We start from the raw sequence: 18,417 nt of genomic DNA, 5'->3' as shown, positions 1-18,417 counted from the left end.
GCATCATGCACAGGCTGCTGATGCTGCCGGTTGTCATGCTGGTGGTGTCCTTTTGCGTCTTTGTCGCCGTGCGCCATCTGCCCGGCGATCCGGCGCGCATGCTGGCGGGCCCCGCCGCGACACAGGACGCGGTGGATGCGATCCATCACCGGCTGGGGCTGGATCGCCCTGTCCTGCGCCAGTATGGCGGTTTCATCCATGATGCGCTGGGGGGTGATCTGGGGCAGTCGATTGAATCGCGACAGCCCGTCGCCCGCGAAATCGCCCGTCACTTTCCCTATACGCTGCTGCTGGGGCTGAGTGCCTATACGCTGGCGCTGGGCGTTGGCATTCCCGGGGGCCTTGCCGCCGCCATGTTCGTGGATGGCACATGGGACCGGATATTCATGGGGGCCACGATCGTGCTGGCCTCGATCCCGAATTTCTGGTTCGCGCTGCTGCTGATGGAATGTTTTTCCGTCAGGTGGGGACTGCTGCCGCTGATGGGCGCGCATTCATGGCCCAGCCTTGTCATGCCCTCCCTCACGCTTGCCCTGATGCCCATGGCGCTGATCGGCCGGATGACGCGGGCCAGCATGATCGCGGTGCTGTCACGCGATTACATCCGCACGGCACGCGCCAAGGGGGTCGGCCTCCTGCGGCTGTGCCTGCGCCACGCGCTGCCCAATGCGCTGCCCCCCGTGATTACGGTCATCGCGATGAACCTGGGCAGCGTCATTGGCGGGGCCGTGGTCACTGAAACCGTGTTCGGCTGGCCCGGCCTGGGGCACCTGATGATCGAGGCCGTGCGCTGGCGTGATTACCCGGTGATCGAGGGGATCACCCTGGTTGCCGTCCTGTCGGTCATCATGGTCAACCTTGGCGCGGAGATCCTTGTTTCGCGCATTGATCCCAAAAGGCGGCATGGCTGAAGGATGACCCCGTCATGATCGCATCCCCGCGCGTCCGGCTGGCGCATCTTCCGCTTTCGCTGCTGGTGGGCATGGCCCTGACGGCGATCCTTGTGCTGACGGCCCTGCTGGCGCCGCTCATCAGCCCGTCCGATCCCCTGTCGCAGGACCTGTATGACACGCTTCAGCCCATGTCATGGCGGCATCCGTTCGGCACGGACGCATTCGGGCGCGATGTTTTCAGCCGCATCGTCCATGGCGCCCGCTACTCCCTGGCGGAGGTATGCATCAGCGTTTTCGTCTCCTGCGTTGCGGGCACGCTGGCGGGCATGCTCGCAGCCCTGGCGGGTGGTGCCGTGGAACAGGCCATCATGTGGGTGGTCGATATCATGTTCGCCTTTCCCGGCATCGTGCTGGCCCTGCTGATACTCAGCCTGCTGGGGCCGGGGTTCCTTAACATGCTGCTGGCGATTTCGCTGTTTTCCATCCCCGTCTATGCCCGTCTGGCGCAGAACCTGACGCATACGCTGCAACGCACGGAATATGTGGAGGCCGCGCGCACGCTGGGGGCCGGGATGTGGCGGATCCTGTCTGTCCACATCCTGCGCAACGCGGCGGCACCGATACTGGTACAGGCCACCCTGACGGCCGGGACGGTGATCCTCAGCGCCTCCAGCCTGTCCTTCCTCGGGCTGGGGGTGGCGCCCGCCACGCCGGAATGGGGCGCGATGATGAGCGATGGCCGCAATTATCTGGGGATCGACATCCTTCCCTCCCTTTTCCCCGGACTGGCGATCACCATCGCGGTTCTGGGATTCAACCTCCTTGGGGAAGGCATGCGCAAGGTGATGGAGAGATAAGGGAACCGCCCATCCCACGGGGGCGCGCCTGATGACGACGCCCCCCTCCTTGGTCGTGTCTATTCGGCGGGGCTGGCGTGATGGGGGGCCGAAAAGATTTCCGACACGCGCCATGCGATGCATTTCGCGGTCATGATCCGTTCGCCCGGGAAATTCACGGCCGCGCCCGCGACATCAAGGCAGGATCCGGCGGCACTCAGCGTGCCATTGAGGTGATAGCGGAACGTCTGCGTTGCCGTACCCGAATGGCATGCCGCCATGCGGACCTGTCCCGTTTCGGTATCGAGTTCAAGGCATTTGTCCGCGAACGCCGCGTTGTGGATCGGCCCTTCGGCGCGGGTATCCGGCAGCACCCACTGCTGCGCGGGGCTGGCGGAGCATGCGGCCGTCATGACGTGATTCCCCCTGCCGGCGTCCAGGCACAGGGGCGGGCGGCCGAACGCCGCCTGCACGGTCGTGATCTGCCCGCTGGGCCTAAGCGACATGCAGGCCGCGGGCGCGACGCGGTACATGGCGTTGTCATGCGGCTCCATGCGCAGTGACAGGGTCCCGCTGGCCGCGACATGCGTGACCTTGCCGGTCCACACATCCGTCAGGGCCAGAGGACACTGTCCCCCCTCGACACCCAGGCGCGACATCGGCAGGTCATATGTGGCCGCCTGCGGGTTCTTGTTGAGGACCAGGAAGGCAAACCCGCCATCCGCCAGCGGCTTGAGCGCGATGTCGGTCCCCGCATCATCGGATGGATTGTCACGCAGGATGCGATATCCCCCGGCGCCGAGCGTATCCTGATCGATCGCGATGGCGCGGGGATTTCCCAGAATGGCCAGCGACTGTTTCAGGTGCGGGTCATCCGGCGCGCGGGCCATCTGCCTTACATCCGCGCTGAGCACCAGCGGCGCCCCCATGATGGACCACAGGCCCATCTGGCTGCGTTCCTCCGCCGTGGTCAGGCCATTGTCGCCGGGCAGCAGCTGGTCCGCGTCGTTCCAGTTTCCCGGCCCGACATAACGCGACAGCGCAACCGTATCGGTAAAGGCCTGATACACCCCGTCAAGGCCGGCACGCGCCGGATCGTGCACCACCCACGGGTCATCCATGGGATGGCCCTGCGCATCAGGGCGGGTGGTGGCGATATCGGGGGCCACGCGCCACATCTGCCCCAGTCCGCGCACCCACTGCATGGACTGGTATTTCAGGGGATCCGTCGGTCCGAATTCGGCAGGGGCGGATTCATCGAACAGGATTTTGCGATCCGAATGCGCCGTCGCCGCGCCAAGGGCATGCCCCATCTGCCCGAACAGGCCCTCCAGGCTGGTTTCAGGCGCGCCGCAATTATCCAGCTTCAGGAAATCCACGCCCCAGCCGGAGAATTTCCGTGCATCGTCGTTCTGGTGCCCGGCCTCCCCCGACGGGACGCGTTCGCACGTCAGCGCGCCGGACGTGTTATAGACCCCGGCAAGCAGCCCCATGCGATGCAGGTCCGCGACATAGGGTGTCAGGTCCCGCGCAAAGCCGGGCTGGGTGCTGTTGCCATGCCGCGGCGATGACCAGTGAGATGCGCCGTAAAGCTGCCCGTCGCCGTCACGCTGCATCCAGCAGTCATCCACCACGACCGTTTTGTACCCCACCCGCGCAAGCCCGGTGGAGACAAGGCCGCGCCCCTGGTCGGTCATGAAATCCTGAAAGCTGTATTTCTGCGGGTTGCGTCCGTCGAGCGGCGCCTGCGGAACGCACATGAACCGGGCCCAGTTGTTGAATCCCATGGGCGGGCTGAGGGCAAGCGGCACCGGCGTATTGGCGGCCACCGGATCGGCCGAGGCCCCGCCGGGGGCGAATGCGCCCATCACGCAGGACAGAAGCACAATGCCCGGCAGTCCCCCGCCATATCGATGTCGCGGCACCTTTGAACCATATTGCTGCATATCGCGGGCTTTCCTTTCCCTTTCGCCCTGCCGATATTGCGCGGACGGCGCCGGACAGGGGCCATTCCCATTCATGTTGCCGCGCCATGACCGTGACGGACCACGATCATGGCGCGATGGCCGATCCGTCAGTGTGTCCCGGCCGTGCTGTCGGTCGCAAGAAAGGTGTGGATTTCCTGCGCGATGGCGTAACTGTCGCCTTCGGGCGTTGCGGAATAGGCGCGACCGTTACGGCACCAGTCCTCCCCGACCTTGTACCAGTCGATTTCCCTCGGCGGACGCCCGGTGGCAAGCGAGGTCTCGAGACTGCTGAAGAAAAGCTGCCAGCGGGTGCGGTAATAATCCTTTGTCAGGCCGGCCCAGTCCTTGTTGGCGTAATCGCGCAGGTGCCCCACCTGGCTTGCCGTCCTGCCGCCCCAGTTCGTCAGGATGACGCGCGCGTCATAATCCATCAGGCTGCGTTCGGCGGGATCGCTGCTCCACGACCGGGTCCATGACAGCCATGTGCCCACGCGGAAAAAAGCATTGGTGGACAAAAGGGCATCCTGCCGGTCCATCAGTTCCAGCCAGCGCGTCGTCAGGGCATGCAGCCCTGCCCGGTCCTTTGCCGCGAAGGCATCGGATATCCGTGGCAGGAGGGCGCGCGCCTGATTGGCGACAACCTGCCGGGTGACATCGACCAGATCATACCGATAGGCCGCCGTCGCCCGCGCGGCGTCGGACGCCTGCAGCAGTTCATCCAGCGCGGACTGGAGCATGCGGGGATCATAGGGCAGGACCTTCATCCCGTTCCACGCGGCAGAATGCGTATCAAGCGAGGGCTGGGCATTGAACAGGGAGTCCGGGGCGGCGCTGATTTCCCCGTAATCCTGGATCCCGGTGGCACGATAGGAAAATGCACTGCGCAGCAGCAGGTCCCATGCCCTGCGCGCGTGGACATCGCCGGGCTGCCCATAACGCCGGTCGGCGTAATCCTGTGTCCAGCGCGTGGTATCCACGCCGGCGCGCCGCCATGCGGCCTCGGTAAACAGGTCGAATATATAGGGATTGTTATCCATCCCTTCGGGGAAGACGGCGGTCCCGATCATGTTTTTCTGCGTCTGCCACAATCCGGGCAGGCGCACCCCGTAATCATACGACGATCCGCCCAGCGATGTCCGTCCCCCGAAATCCCACAGGCCGCCGTACAGGAAAGGAGCGCCCTGGAAATCCCTGTTCCGGTCCTCACGCACGCGGGTGTTCTGTTCAAGATCGACAATGAACAGGCGCTTGCGATCCACGCCCGCCAGCATCCGGGCGTCGGGTTCCTCATACCATGCCATCAGCATCCACATCGCGCCGGGATGGGCGGTATCGAGCGCCTTCTGGATCCCCTGCCCCGCAGCGGCCAGCGGCACGTCGCCGGGGCTTCCGCCCTCCTGAAATGGCTGGATGTCATAGACGGGTGCGTCACCGAACAGCTTTTTCTGTTCGTCATAATAAATGGCGGCAACCTTGGCGAACATCGGATCGCGCGGGTCGAGCCAGCCGGGACGGCGGAAGCGGTTCCACTCCCCCTGGTCCACGACATGCGCATCGGGGAAACGCTTGCCGAAATCATCGGGCACCATGCCATAAAAACCGGGCAGGACGGGCTGTATCCCCAGTTCGTGCAGGCGGTCGATGATCTGCCGGGCGGATTGCGCGCGTTTTTCGATAAGGTCACGCGGCACCGGCCCGCCGTAACAGCACATGTTGGCCATCAGCTGCCAGTTGATATGCGCGGGCATGCTGAGCCACGCGCGTATCTGTTCATCCCTGTACCCCAGCCGCATGAACGTGCGGTACAGGACCGCGTCCGTCCCCCGTTCGATCAGCAGCGTGTTGAGGCCGTTCATCGCATAGATGTCGATTTCGTGCTGCCATCGTTCCCAGTTCCAGTACGGGGAGGTATATCCATCCGTATTTTCATTCAGGGCATAGCGGAACGGGAACGTGGCGCTGCCTTCGATCGGGTGGTCCGGGGCAGGAAGCTTCTCCATGGTCGGCGGCGTCACCTCGTTTGGCGAAATCCCGGCATGGACGACATATTTCAGATACCAGTTCAGGCCGAACAGGATAGCGCTGTCGCTTGACCCCGTAACGTGGATGTGCCCCTTGCGCCCCGATACGCGATACCGTTCCGCCTTACCCGACGCGGGCGCCAGGTCCAGCGTGATCTGCCCGGCATGCGCGGGCAGCAGCCGCGCCACCACGTCGCGCGCCGCCTGAATATCGTCGGCGCGCGCGCTGCCGGTGGCAATCCCGCCGGCCAGCAGAAGGGCGCTGGCCCCGTTCAGCCATTTCCGGCAGCCGGCCCTGCGGGAATGACGTGGGAAAGATACGGAGTTCCTGTTTTTCATCAGATCAGAACCCCGTCGTGACAGAACAGATGACCGCAGGCGTCGCGCCGACGAAATAGGTCGGGGCACTTCCGTTGACCGTTGTCCCACCGACATTCACGGAGCGCGCATTGGCCGTATATCCATAAACCCCCGACAGGTAGTGCGCATTGGCGAAGTTGGTGACGTTGACCTGGATCTGGGGATGTTTCAGGTAGGAAAAATTGCCGAAACGGTAACCGGCGGTGATGTTGCCCACGGCATAGGCCGGAAGGGACTGGTCATTCATGAAGGTCGAATACTGCCTGCCGGCCCAGCTGACGAACAGGTTGCCGAAAAAGTGGCCGTTATCGTAATTGATGCCGGCCGAGCCACTTTCGGTCGGGCTCATGACCATGGTCTTGCCAGCGGTCGGAAGATAGACATTCCCTTCCTTGAAGTTGCTGTCGATGGTCGTATGCAGGTACTGAAAGGCGATATACGGGCTGAAATGATGCCACGGACGCAGCCCGATTTCCGCCTGGAAGCCACGGATGGTCTCGCCCCCCATGTCGATCGGCTGCGTGACGAGTTCGGTGCCGATATAGTTGGACGAATTGACCTGGTGATGGACAAGGTTGTAATTGAACGCGGCGAGCGAGAAATTGACAAAACCCTTGTGCCGGTAACCAACTTCTTCACCGATCGCGAATTCCGACTTGGGATTGGCCTGACGCTGCATGGTCGGCACGCCGCCACCGTTGGGATCCCACAGGTCGACATAGATTTCTTCGGACCCCGGCGCGCGGAACGAGGTCGTGCCATTTACATAGATCTGGTCATGCGGGGTGATGAAGTAGGTGGCGGAAACCTCCGGCAGAGGTTCGGCGTAGTTTCCGCCATTGAGGTATGGCCCGCCACTCTGGTCCTGCATGTTTTCGCCGGGGATGTCGTTGGTGGCGATACGGCTGATCATGACTTCGCGGAAGCCGGCTTCAAGTATCAGCTTCCCATGCAGCGCGGCATAACGGTCATTGATGAACAGGGCATTCGTCTGCTGCTTGAAATTGATGTTGTATCCCGTCAGGATCTGCCCATTGACCTTGATCGCGTCATTGCCGAAAGAATTGCTGACGCCCCCGGTGTAATCCGCCGGCGTGAAGGATTCGAGTTCGGAATGCTGGAGATAGGCATACCAGTCGCCAACGCTGAGGGTATTGTTACCTTTTTTCCATGACAGCTGTGTCGTGATGCCGCCTGTCGACTCAAATTCATGGTCAAAGCTCATCGCGGTGGTGACGCCATTGGTCGCATAGGGCAGGTCAAGCGTGCCCAGCGGCTGGCTGCCCTGATAACTGCCGGTGGCGCTGAGGTTTTCGCCACCGTTATACATGCCCGCGTCCGCGATGTAGTAAGGCGTCACATCCAGCGTCAGCCCGTGATGCAGGTTCAGGTGAAGCTGGAGGCTGCCCAGCGTATCGACACGCTGCGTCGTATGGAACTTGTGATAGCTGGTATCGCCGGGCGTATAGTTTGTATCCCAGTTATAGTTGTTTCCGAATTCCTGATACTGCGCCATCGTGGGATAACGCAGCGACTGGGCCGTCTGGTGGTTCCATCCGAAATTGGCGGTGATGCTGTTGCCATCGCCCCATTCCTTGATGGCCTTGAAATCGATATGGCTGCGATCCACCCCGCCCGGACCACGCCACTGGTCATAATGGTTGTTCGAATACGAAACATAGGCGCGAATGCCCGTATGGCCGATTTCACCGGAATCCAGGCGGATGAATTCGCGACGCATGTTGTTGTTGCCGTAACTCAGGTCCACCAGGCCGCCAAAGCGCGAGCTTGGGGTTATGGTATCCATCTTTACCTGGCCGCCGACGGCGCTGTAGAACGGCGCGGAGATGTCACTGCTTCCCTGCGTCAGGGTCACGGCGGACAGGTTTTCGTTATCAACCATGTCCGCGCTGAAGATATTGGGATTTACCGGATCGCCCAGCGGTATGCCCTGCATGACAAAACCGATTTCACCCTGCGTCAGGCCACGCACCGTAAGCCCGTCATGCGTTGATCCGCCATACGGGTCCGACGCACCGCCAACCACGCCCGGCATCGCCGACAGCATCACGCCGGGGGCGACGGCGGGGCTCTGCTTTGCGATGTAATCGCGCGTCATGCCGCTTTGCGAACGCGCCGCCGTCTGCACGGCCATCAGTCCCCCGCCCGGCGTCGTGTTCGTAACGCCCGTGGCGGAACTGATGCCGTTTGCATGAACGGTCAGTACCTCCGCCTTGCCATCGGCCTGCACGCCGGCGGGCGTGGCGGCGGTTTTCGCCGTTTTCGCGGTCGTGCCCTTTTTCGGCGTGCCCTGCGATGTGGCTGTCCTGTCATGGCGCGCATCATGCGGCGGCGTGGTCTGCGCCAGCGCCCTGGACAGCAGAGCCCCCGTATCAAGGGCAATGAAGGTTGTGCAACATAGGATCAGGGTCTTCCTGCTTGGGTTCAGCACCATCTTCTCCACCGTTTCTTCTGGGACGAGGACTTTTGAATCTGTGGCCGGATCACGACGGGTCACGATGGCAGTCGCGATTTCGTTCCGATCTCAGAAAGATTTGTGGCGTCATAAACGCGCACATTTCAAGACATATTTTAATCGAAACGATCATTTTTTCGGATGTGGGTCTTTTCAGGCCCAGAAACATGCCATGTGTGACTTTTCCCACACTCCTTGATGTAACATCAGGAGTAATCGGAATCAGTAGAATATTTATCTGTATTTGATAGGAACATATATTTATATCATATACTTAGTCGTGGATACCAAATGGTGTGCAATCATGCCGCCGCGCGCACATCGCCATACACAACGTGATTCGATCATTTTTATGATCGAATCCGACGCATCGCAAAATCCGGAAAAATCCATGCCCCACGATGCCAATGAAACAACCCTCTTATTCCGCCCTGAAGGCAGATCATGTCGACAATATGACGAAACCGATCATTTTCGTGCTTGCATGTGACAATATGCGCGGCCCATGATGACGACGTGGGAATGCCGCAGGGAAGTTCATGCATGACTTTCGCACCATCCAGACCGTCGCCCATGCCTCTGACGATGCCACATCGCCCTGTACCGGTCCCTGCCGGGCTGGTGGCCCTGATGGGTTTCCTGTTCTTTATCATCGGGGTCATGACATGGCTCAACGGCCCGCTGATCGCTTTCGCACGTCTTTCATTTTCCCTTGATGACAACACTACCTTTCTTATTCCAACCGTTTTTTATTCCGCCCATCTGCTGGGGGCCTTTCCCAGTGCGTGGGTAACGGGGCGGGTTGGCGCGAAAGCCGGCATGATGCTGGCGCTGCTGGGAATGGCGGGCGGATGCGTGGGCTTTGCGGCCTGTTCCGCCGCGCGGTTTTACCCGGGGGGACTGGCCGCGCTGTTCGTGACCGGATGTGGCGTCACCCTGCTGGGTATCACCATCAACCCGTATGTTACGGGCATGGGGCCATTCCATACGGCCGCGCGACGCATCGCGATCATGGGACTGTGCAACAAGGGGGCGGGCATCATCGCGCCCGTCATTTTCGGCAAAACGACATTACGGACGCTTGGCAGCACGACCCGCGCCCTTGGCGTGACCACGGATCCGGGACAAAGGGCCGTGCTGATAAGCCATTTTGCCCACCAGATCGTCATTCCCTACCTTGTTCTGGCGGCCGGCCTTGCGATAACGGCATTATCCATCCGCTTCATTTCCCTGCCACCGCTGCATTTCCATGTGGACGAACCACAACAGGATGCCTCCCTTCCGGCGACGGACCTGCCACGCAGCTGGCGGCCGCAGCTATGGCTGGGGGCGGCATGCCTGTTCCTTTACGTGGGGGTGGAGGCCATCGCGGGGGACGCCATCGGCACCTATGGCGATCATCTGGGCCTTGATATCGACAATACCAAGTTTTTTACGTCCCTGACCTTCTGCATGATGATCGTGGGATACGCGTGTGGCCTGGCCATGATCCCCCGTGTCATGTCACAGCTGTCCTATCTGGCGTTTGCCGCGGCGGTCGGGGTGATCCTGTCGGGGGGCGCCGTCCTGACAACGGGCATGACGTCGGTGCTGTGCATGGCGGCACTGGGCTTTTCCGACGCCATGATGTGGCCTTCCCTTTATCCCGTCGCCATCAGGGGGCTGGGACGTCGCACCCTGCATGGCACCGCCATTACCGTCATGGCCGTCAGCGGTGGCGCGGTCCTGCCCAAACTGTTTGTCTGGCTGGCCACGACCTACGATTTCACGATCGCCTTTGGCGGCATCCTCATACCTTCCTACCTGTTCATCCTTTCCTATTCCCTGTGGGCGGCGCGCCGGGATGCGCCCGCCACAAGGGAAAAGCTGTCTGGAAATCCCGTAACGCAAACCCCTGCCCTGTAAGATGGAGCATTGAAAAGAATGAAAGTTGGCATCGTTGGACTTGGCTACAGGCTTGGCTATCTGGCCCATGTCTTCACGCAGGTCCGCCCGGATTTCCAGATCGTGGGATATGTCGATCCCGACCCCGCCGGACTGCCATCCATGCTGGAACGGGGCATCGGGGCGGGGCGGCATTTTTCCACGCTGGAGGACATGCTGGAGGCGGAGAAACTCGACCTCCTGATGGTCGGATCCCCGAATTTCTGCCACCTTGAACATATCCGCCTTGGCCTTGAACACGGTGTAAAGATTTTCAGTGAAAAGCCGGTTGTCACGGACCTGGAGCAGACGCTGGAACTGGCACGCCTGCTGTCACGCTTTCCTGCGGACCAGCTGATGGTCGGCCTGGTCATGCGCTATGCCCCGCTTTACACCGAACTGCGCCGCGCGCAGGCCGAAGGGATCCTGGGCAACATCGCCTCCATCGAGGCGGCGGAACATATCGCGCCATTCCATGGGGCGTTCTTCATGCGGGACTGGCGCCGTTACGACAGATATTCAGGCGGCTTCCTTATGGAAAAATGCTGTCACGACCTTGATCTTTACAACAGCATCGTTGGTGCCCGCCCCATGCGGGTCGCAAGTTTTGGCGGACGTCGCAGCTTTACCCCTGAAAACATGCCGACAAACTGGGGCGCCAATGACACCGAGGTCTATTTCCGCAAGCCAAGCGGCTGGATGGGCACGGACAGGGTTTTCGACAGCGATGCCGACATCGTCGACAGCCAGACCGCGCTGATCGAATACGCCAATGGCGCGTCCCTCGCCTTTCACGCCAACAGCAACGTCGCGGACCAGTTCCGTCGTTTCTGCATCATCGGGGCGAAAGGAATGGCGGAGGGCGACTTCATCCGCGGGTTCCTCAGGATACATGACGCACGCACCAGCGAATGCGTCATCGACCGGGAATTCCCCCGCAGCACCGCCCTGTCGGTGCATTATGGCGCGGATGAACAGATGGCGGCCGATGTTTACGACCATGTCACGAAGGGACGCCCCCTGCCGGTATCCGCCATTGACGCGCTGGAGGCCGGCCTGCTGATTTTCATGATCGAACAGGCGCGCCGGACGAAAACCGTGGTCGAACTTGCCGACAGCTGGACACGCTTTGACGCGGCACTTGCCGGCGAGGGATAATTTCCGTCAACATTGCGCCGCCTTTTGAAAAGGCGGCGTTTATGAAAAGCTTTCGTCACCCCCCGCCACGACATGCAATCCGGATCAAAGACAGGCTTTTGAAACCGTCTTTCATGTTGCGCCAGACAGATGGGGGATGAACAATGGTAACAGGCGCGGCCCAGATCAGGCCACGTCTTCGATCATCGCTTCGGGCTGCGTCAGGGGAATGTTAAGCTGCTGCATGCGGGCGACCCATTCCTCGCCCAGGTTGGCGTCGGTAAAGATCTGCGTGATCTGGTCAAGGCGCCCCACGCGATAGGTGGAGTGACGGCCGAATTTGCCGCTATCGACCAGAAGGTAGCGTTCACTTGCATGTTTGAGCATCGCGGCGTTCAGACTTGCCTCATCGCTGTCTGGGGTTGCGATGGTATTGTCGGGCTGTACCGCGCTGGCCCCCAGATATAGCTGGTCGAACCACAGGCCCTCGATCACCTGTTCCGACAGCGCGCCGACAACGCTGCGGTTGCTCTGCCGCACGCGACCGCCCAGCAGGATGATCTGGATGCAGTCGATCCCCATCAACGCTTCCGCCACGCAGATATTGTTGGAAAACACCGTCAGCGGCATGGGGTCCAGCCGCAACCGCCGCGCCAGTTGCAGAACCGTGGTCCCGGCATCCAGAAAGACCGCCGTATTGGGGCGCAGCATGGCAAAGGCGGCATCCGCGATGGCGCGCTTATCCTCCAGATTCTGGTTTTCGCGGGCTTCGAACGCGATTTCCAGCCCCACGGAATCAGCAATCGTCGCGCCGCCATGCGTCCGGATGATAACGCCCTGTTCCTCCAGCCGCTGCAGGTCGCGCCGGATCGTCGCCAGCGACGCATCCACCTTTTCCGCCAGTTCATGAACACCTGTCGCGCCGTTCAGGTAAAGATAGCGGCGGATTTGCGTCAGACGATCGGGCGCCACATTGATTCTCCCAAAACAGAAAAGCCCCCTGCCCGGCACTCTCGCGGGCGGCACGACAGTAACGCGGAACCGCGAAAAACTAGACACTGGGACAGGCAGGGTCAATGCCGTGCCCGCCCCGTGAACCGCAATCCGGCCGCCGGGTGGATGTCGTTCCCAAAGAGACTCCGGACAACCTCATGAAAACCCGGATCTATTTATTATGTTCCGCGTTTTCCTGTCCTGTCAGCGACAATGTCTGGAACGCGTAATATAGCGGTTCCTTTTCATCAGGTACCGCGATGCACAGGTCATGCGCGCCCTGCGCTGTAACCGGCAGCGATATGTCTACGGGAACGCCCGGCCTGGGATGGCGCGGAAGCTGGGTGCTCGCCATGGGTTTTCCGGTGCATCGGTTCGGCCACACGCTGATTGCATGTCGCGGCGCATCCAGCTTCATCACGGGTACATGCGCCCCGTCATCCAGTGGCGTGTTAAAGAAATGCGTGACAGGCACCACCCTGATCGCAAGGGTGCCGGCGCCCTGCGGCGGGGGCGCGCCATACATGACGCAATCGCGTGTCCGGTCGATCGTCAGGTACGGCGCGGCGGCCGTCGCGTCCGGCGTCGCGGGGATCCGCAGGGACAGCCGTCCCCCCTCGCAGGCCGCAAGCTGCGTGCCACTGCGCGTGGCGATCCCCCCGGCGCTGATGACGCGGGTGGCAGGCGGCGCCAGCGGCAGGCCGCCCCGGTCAAAGGCGGCGGCGCGGATCGTAGCCCCCTCGCCAACCGTCAACGGATGGACATAGGCCGGGGCCTGTGCATCGGGTGCCGTGCCATCGAGCGTATAATGCAGCGTTCCCTGCGCGATCTGGTTTGACAGCGTCACCTCGTAATGCCCCGCCAGATCGGGAATGGCCGAAATACTTATGGCATAGGCTGTCTGGTCCACCGGCACGCCTTGGGAAAGCTGTCGCGCCACCTCGTCCTTCAGGCGGGTGCGAAAGCTGTCCCAGTCCTGCCGGTCGTGCGGGGTCCATGCGATTTCCGCCATGGCGTCCAGACGTGGAAATGCCGCCAGCATCGTGGCCCTGCCAGAGGTCAGGTATTCCGTCCATATCCCGCCTTCCACACCCAGAAGGTGCTGCTGCACGGATGGCGGCGTGCCGGGGGGAAGCGGATCAAAATGATACACGGTGGACAGGGATTCCACTGGATAGCGTCCCCCCGTCGGTTCGTCATCGCGATCGGTCTGCATGTAATCGAAATACAGCCTGTCCGAAGGCGCCATGACCGCGTCATGACCTGCCTGCGCCGCCGTGACGGCCCCAGCCGTTCCATGCCAGGACATGACGGACGCCGAAGCCGGCAGCCCGCCCTTGAGGATTTCATCCCACCCGATCAGGCGTCGCCCATGGGCCGACAGGTATTTTCCCAGACGTTCGATGAACCAGCTCTGCAATGCCTCCTCGTCATGAATGCCCAGTTCGCGCATGCGCGCCTGCACCGCAGGGGAATGCTGCCATTGGGTTTTGACGGCCTCGTCCCCGCCGATATGGATGAAGCGCGATGGAAACAGTTCCATCACTTCGTCAAGGATGTGATCGATGAAGGCAAAGGTCTCTTCATTCACATTGTAAAGATAGGGATGCACGCCCATCGTGGTCGAAACCCGCGTCGGCGTCCCGCCCGAACCGACCTTCGGATAAGCGGCGATGGCGGCCTGCGCATGTCCGGGCATATCCAGTTCGGGCACGATCGTGATCTGTCGCGCGGCGGCATAGGCCACGATGTCGCGTATCTCCGCCTGGGTATAGAACCCGCCATAGGACGCGCCATCGCCATTGGGCCCGGAATCCGGGGCGCGCCGCCATGCCCCCACCCGCGTCAGTTCGGGATAGCGCCGGATTTCCAGCCGCCATCCCTGATCGTCCGTCAGGTGCCAGTGCAGGACATTGAGTTTCAGTTCCGCCATGGCGTCAATCAGCGAACGCACTTCCGCGAGCGTCTGGAAATGTCGCGACGAATCGAGCATGACCCCACGCCATTGCAGGCGCGGCCAGTCGCGCACATGCATCGCCGGCAACCGCGCCCGTCCCGCGCCCAGAAGCTGCGACACGCTGACCGCGCCGTAGAAAAGGCCGGCCCGGTCATGGGCTATCACCACGATGCCGTCATGCCCGACCGTAAGCTCGTACCCTTCCGCAGGCGCCGAGGCCGCCGGGGCAAGCAGCCGCATCCTGATCGCGGCATGCGCGGATGCCGCGCCACTGTCACGCAGCGTCAGGACCGGCCCGTGCGGCGCGCGCATCGTATCGCGCAGGCGCGTGGCCATGGGGGCATCCACGCCCTCGACTGCAACATCAAGGGATGCGGGCAGGGAAAAAAATCCCGGCTGTGTCGACATGATCGCGGGACGGGGCAGCAGCGGAAGATCGGCGGTCGCGGAAGACGCCCAGCCGGCATGGGACAACGCGGGCAGCAACCCCAGCGTCAGGACGAAGGCCGCGCGATGGCCGGAGATATCTGTCATACTCGGTCCCTTGATTCCGATCTGCGTGAATTGAGGCGGTTCCAGATCAATCCTACAGCGGAACAATCCAATGCAATCTTTTTTTTGATCGAATACGCCATTCAGGCACAAATCAGTTCATACCCGGATCCGCGAAAACCCGACCGTCCGGCCTGCTCACCGGGACCGGTATTACAGGAGAATATTCCTGAATATGTTGGGGATTTCTGTATCTTCCCGATTTCGCCCGTTGCCGGGACAGGGTACGCTCAGCCCCTTCATAAAAGATCAAAAACAATCATACATTTGACTTGACATGAATGACTGAAAGGCAAAACATGAGCCGCAGGACCATGGCGCGTCCATTGGACGAGCGTTTGCGTCACATGTAACCGGCTTCCATCCTTTCGGCCCTGCCTTGTTGGACGGACAATGGGGATTTCTACGATCTTGACCACGGCTTATTGCCATTTCCAGCTTCGCGGGCGGTAACGGATCGTGAAAGGGCTGACGCATATGACAGGTGCCTCCCCCTGCATTCTGGCGCTGGACAGCGGGGGGACCAAGACCCTGCTTCTTGTGGTGGATCGCAACGCCAATATCGTATCCGCGCGCCGGGGAACGGGCTCCAACCCGTTCGATCAGCCACGATGGCGGGAGGTTCTGGCCGAACTTCTGGCCGATGTCCCCGCCCATGTCGCGGGGGCCGCGTTCGGACTGGCGGGATATGGCGAAAGCGTCACGATCACGGCCCGGCAGGACGCTGCCGTGCATGAAATCCTGGGACTTCCCACGGATCGCTACATTGTCCGCAATGACGTGGAAATGGCCTGCACCGGGGCATTCGCCGGCGCGCCGGGCGTCCTGATCCTGTCAGGGACGGGATCGATGGCATGGGCGATGGATGAAACCGGGCGGAACCTGCGCGTGGGCGGCTGGGGTCCCCTGTTCGGGGATGAAGGAAGCGCGTTCTGGATCGGGCGCGAGGCCCTTTCCCTCCTGACACAGGCGCTTGACGGGCGCGACGGGGACGCGCACCCGTTCATCGCGCCCATGTGCCGGTCCATGAACCTGCCGACCTCTCCCGCTGCGGCCGGGGCGGCGCTGCTCGAATGGTATGGCGGGCTGTCGCATGAACGCTCCGCCGTCGCCGCACTGGCCCATGGCGTCTGCGAAATGGCGATGAACGGCAATGAACAGGCATGCCGTATCCTTGATCGGGCGGCGCGTCATCTGGCCCACCATGTCACCGTGGCGCGCAGGGGGCTGTCGCGTCCCGAACTGCCATGGAGCCATACCGGCGGGACATTCAACAACCCGTACCTGCGTCAGGCCATGACGCGCCTGTGCGGACAGCCGCAGCCCCCCCGCCTGCCCCCCATCGGCGGGGGAATATTGCGCGCAGCCCGGCAGGCGGGATGGGCGACGGACGCGCCATGGACCGACCATCTGGCTTCCGCCCTGAAGGACATGAAGCTGTAATCCCCCCTCTTTCCCACGAACATGTTTCAAGACACCCCTGTCAGGCAAAGGACCCGTCATGAATGCAACGGAACGCGGCATCCGCGAGCAGTTTCCACTCTGGGACCAGGTCATTAACGAACCGGTTCCCCCCCGCGTGGATGCGGTCCATGCCGTCGTGGGATGCGGCACGTCCGTCCATATCGCGGATTCCATCGCAACGACCCTGAATGAACATGGCGTCATGGCACGCGCCGTACCGGGCAACGAATGGACCTGTCGCCGTGGGTCCTATATCCCGCTGCGCATCGCAGCCCACGTGCTGGCGCTTTCGCGCAGCGGGGAGTCCACCGAAACCGTCGCCGCGGCAAAGGCCAGCCGGGCCGCCGGGCTGCAGATCACGGCCTTTACCTGCGCGCCGGGCAGCGCACTGTGCGCGCAGGGCGACAGGGTCATGGTGGCCGAAACCCATCCGGAGGAAGGGATCGTCATGACGGCGTCAGCCAGCCTGATGCTGCTGATGGGCCTGCGTTACGCCGGGGTGGAGGTGGATGCCACAACCACGCAGGCGGCCCGGACCCTTCTGGATGCGGCGGACCCGCACCTTGGCGAACTGATTTCCGGCCGGTCGCATTTCGTATTCCTCGGCAGCGGGGCACTGTATGGCGTCGCGCGCGAAGGGGCGCTGAAGCTTCAGGAAATGAGCCTCAGCCAGACCGAAGCCCATCATCCCCTTGAATACCGCCATGGCCCGATCAGCCTTATCGACGAAAAATCGCTGGTCATCTTCCTCTATCACCCTGACACGGCGCAGGAAGAGGCGCTGCTTGCCAGGGAACTGATGGACAAGGGCGCGCGCGTTCTGGGCCTGGGCGGTCCGGGGACGGTGGAACTGCCGATCGCGTCGCCTGCCGCCGTGCGTCCGCTGATCTGCCTTCCGGTCCTGCAGCTTCTGGGGGAATACGTGGCACGGATGCGCGGGCTGGATACGCTTGCGCCGCGCCACCTGACAAAAGTGGTCAGGATTGCCTGACGGACCCTGCTTCCCGCCATCCCCAATCAGGACAGCCCCATGACCACAGCCGCGACGCCGCTCCTCATGCTGGCACGCCAGATCCATGACCAGACGGTCCCGGCCCGCCGTCGCCGGGGGATAACATCGGTCTGTTCGGCCCATCCACTGGTGCTGGAGGCCGCGCTGTCGCGCGCGGCGCGGACCCGTCATCCGGTCCTGATCGAGGCCACCTGCAACCAGGTGAATCAGGAGGGCGGCTATACCGGCATGACCCCGGCCGCCTTTCGTGACATGGTTTACGATATCGCCCGGCGCGTTGACTGCCCGCGTGAGCGGATCCTGCTCGGGGGCGATCATCTGGGACCCAACCCGTGGAAATCCCTGCCCGCGGAGGAGGCGATGGAGCGCGCGCAGGCCATGATCGCGGCCTATGCGGAAGCCGGGTTCGTCAAGCTGCATCTGGATGCAAGCATGGGATGCCGGGGCGAGGCGGCGGCCCTGCCTGACGCCGTGGTGGCCCGGCGCGCCTGCACGCTGGCGGCCCGGGCCGAGGCCGCGCGCCCCGGACAGGCGGCCTATGTCATCGGGACGGAGGTGCCGGTCCCCGGCGGGGTCGCGGACTCCCTTGACCATCTGTGCCCCACCTCTCCCACCGCTGCGCTGCAGACGCTGCGCATCCATGAGGAGATATTCACCACCACGCTGGGGCAGGATGTCTGGGAACGCGTCATTGCCCTGGTGGTGCAACCGGGCGTGGAATTCGGCGTCGACGCGGATTTCTCACACTTGAGGCAATTTCGGGTCATTTTGTAGAATTCAGTCATCCCACAGGAGCCCGATCTGGAATATTGACGATATTCTGCTT

At 62.2% G+C, this 18,417-nt stretch carries 12 protein-coding genes; 7 read left to right on the top strand and 5 right to left on the bottom strand.

The window, feature by feature from the left end; translation table 11 throughout:
- Nucleotides 1–5 precede the first annotated feature (5 nt).
- Nucleotides 6–911 (top strand): ABC transporter permease, encoded by a 906-nt coding sequence (locus CFR71_RS10695; RefSeq protein ID WP_239020371.1) that lies wholly within the window; start codon nucleotides 6–8, stop codon nucleotides 909–911.
- Between the two features lie 14 nt (nucleotides 912–925).
- On the top strand, nucleotides 926–1,750 hold the full coding sequence (locus tag CFR71_RS10690) for an ABC transporter permease (RefSeq protein WP_110530938.1): 825 nt from the start codon (nucleotides 926–928) through the stop codon (nucleotides 1,748–1,750).
- 59 nt (nucleotides 1,751–1,809) lie between these two features.
- Here the strand turns inward: CFR71_RS10690 and CFR71_RS10685 are convergent, their stop codons facing one another.
- The 3 genes from CFR71_RS10685 to CFR71_RS10675 all read right to left on the bottom strand — a co-directional run bounded on the left by CFR71_RS10685 (nucleotide 1,810) and on the right by CFR71_RS10675 (nucleotide 8,532).
- Nucleotides 1,810–3,675 carry an alpha-galactosidase gene (locus tag CFR71_RS10685; RefSeq protein ID WP_165832094.1) on the bottom strand — a complete coding sequence of 622 codons (1,866 nt, stop codon included), beginning with the start codon at nucleotides 3,673–3,675 and terminating at the stop codon, nucleotides 1,810–1,812.
- A gap of 128 nt (nucleotides 3,676–3,803) precedes the next feature.
- Entirely contained in the window at nucleotides 3,804–6,056 is a 2,253-nt protein-coding gene (locus CFR71_RS10680) for an alpha-N-acetylglucosaminidase (RefSeq protein WP_110530934.1), read from the bottom strand.
- Nucleotides 6,057–6,060: 4 nt separating this feature from the next.
- A complete protein-coding gene (locus CFR71_RS10675; RefSeq protein WP_110530932.1) occupies nucleotides 6,061–8,532 on the bottom strand; it encodes a TonB-dependent receptor in 2,472 nt (823 codons plus the stop codon).
- Nucleotides 8,533–9,138: 606 nt separating this feature from the next.
- Here CFR71_RS10675 and gluP point away from each other — a divergent pair.
- Nucleotides 9,139–10,458, top strand: a complete 1,320-nt coding sequence (gene gluP, locus CFR71_RS10670; protein WP_165832093.1) for a glucose/galactose MFS transporter — start codon at nucleotides 9,139–9,141, stop codon at nucleotides 10,456–10,458.
- A gap of 18 nt (nucleotides 10,459–10,476) precedes the next feature.
- Nucleotides 10,477–11,634, top strand: coding sequence for a Gfo/Idh/MocA family protein (locus CFR71_RS10665; RefSeq protein ID WP_110530926.1), 1,158 nt, complete (start codon nucleotides 10,477–10,479; stop codon nucleotides 11,632–11,634).
- Between the two features lie 165 nt (nucleotides 11,635–11,799).
- Here CFR71_RS10665 and CFR71_RS10660 read toward each other — a convergent pair whose 3' ends face one another.
- A complete protein-coding gene (locus tag CFR71_RS10660) occupies nucleotides 11,800–12,585 on the bottom strand; it encodes a DeoR/GlpR family DNA-binding transcription regulator (RefSeq protein WP_239019330.1) in 786 nt (261 codons plus the stop codon).
- A gap of 193 nt (nucleotides 12,586–12,778) precedes the next feature.
- Nucleotides 12,779–15,097, bottom strand: a complete 2,319-nt coding sequence (locus CFR71_RS10655) for a beta-N-acetylhexosaminidase (protein WP_110530922.1) — start codon at nucleotides 15,095–15,097, stop codon at nucleotides 12,779–12,781.
- A 495-nt stretch (nucleotides 15,098–15,592) separates the two neighbouring features.
- Between CFR71_RS10655 and CFR71_RS10650 the strand changes: the two genes are divergently transcribed.
- Genes CFR71_RS10650 through CFR71_RS10640 form a run of 3 tightly spaced genes read left to right on the top strand, consistent with a single transcriptional unit; the run spans nucleotide 15,593 to nucleotide 18,365 of the window.
- Complete coding sequence (locus CFR71_RS10650; protein WP_110531010.1) at nucleotides 15,593–16,558, top strand: N-acetylglucosamine kinase; 966 nt, start codon at nucleotides 15,593–15,595, stop codon at nucleotides 16,556–16,558.
- A 58-nt stretch (nucleotides 16,559–16,616) separates the two neighbouring features.
- Nucleotides 16,617–17,570 (top strand): SIS domain-containing protein, encoded by a 954-nt coding sequence (locus CFR71_RS10645; protein ID WP_110530920.1) that lies wholly within the window; start codon nucleotides 16,617–16,619, stop codon nucleotides 17,568–17,570.
- 39 nt (nucleotides 17,571–17,609) lie between these two features.
- Entirely contained in the window at nucleotides 17,610–18,365 is a 756-nt protein-coding gene (locus tag CFR71_RS10640; RefSeq protein WP_239020370.1) for a class II D-tagatose-bisphosphate aldolase non-catalytic subunit, read from the top strand.
- Nucleotides 18,366–18,417: the final 52 nt, after the last annotated feature.

The organism is Novacetimonas pomaceti (assembly GCF_003207955.1).
Taxonomy (GTDB): Bacteria; Pseudomonadota; Alphaproteobacteria; order Acetobacterales; family Acetobacteraceae; genus Novacetimonas; species Novacetimonas pomaceti.
The sequence above is the reverse complement of the archived record's forward strand: the minus strand, read 5'-3'. Positions and strand labels throughout refer to the sequence as shown.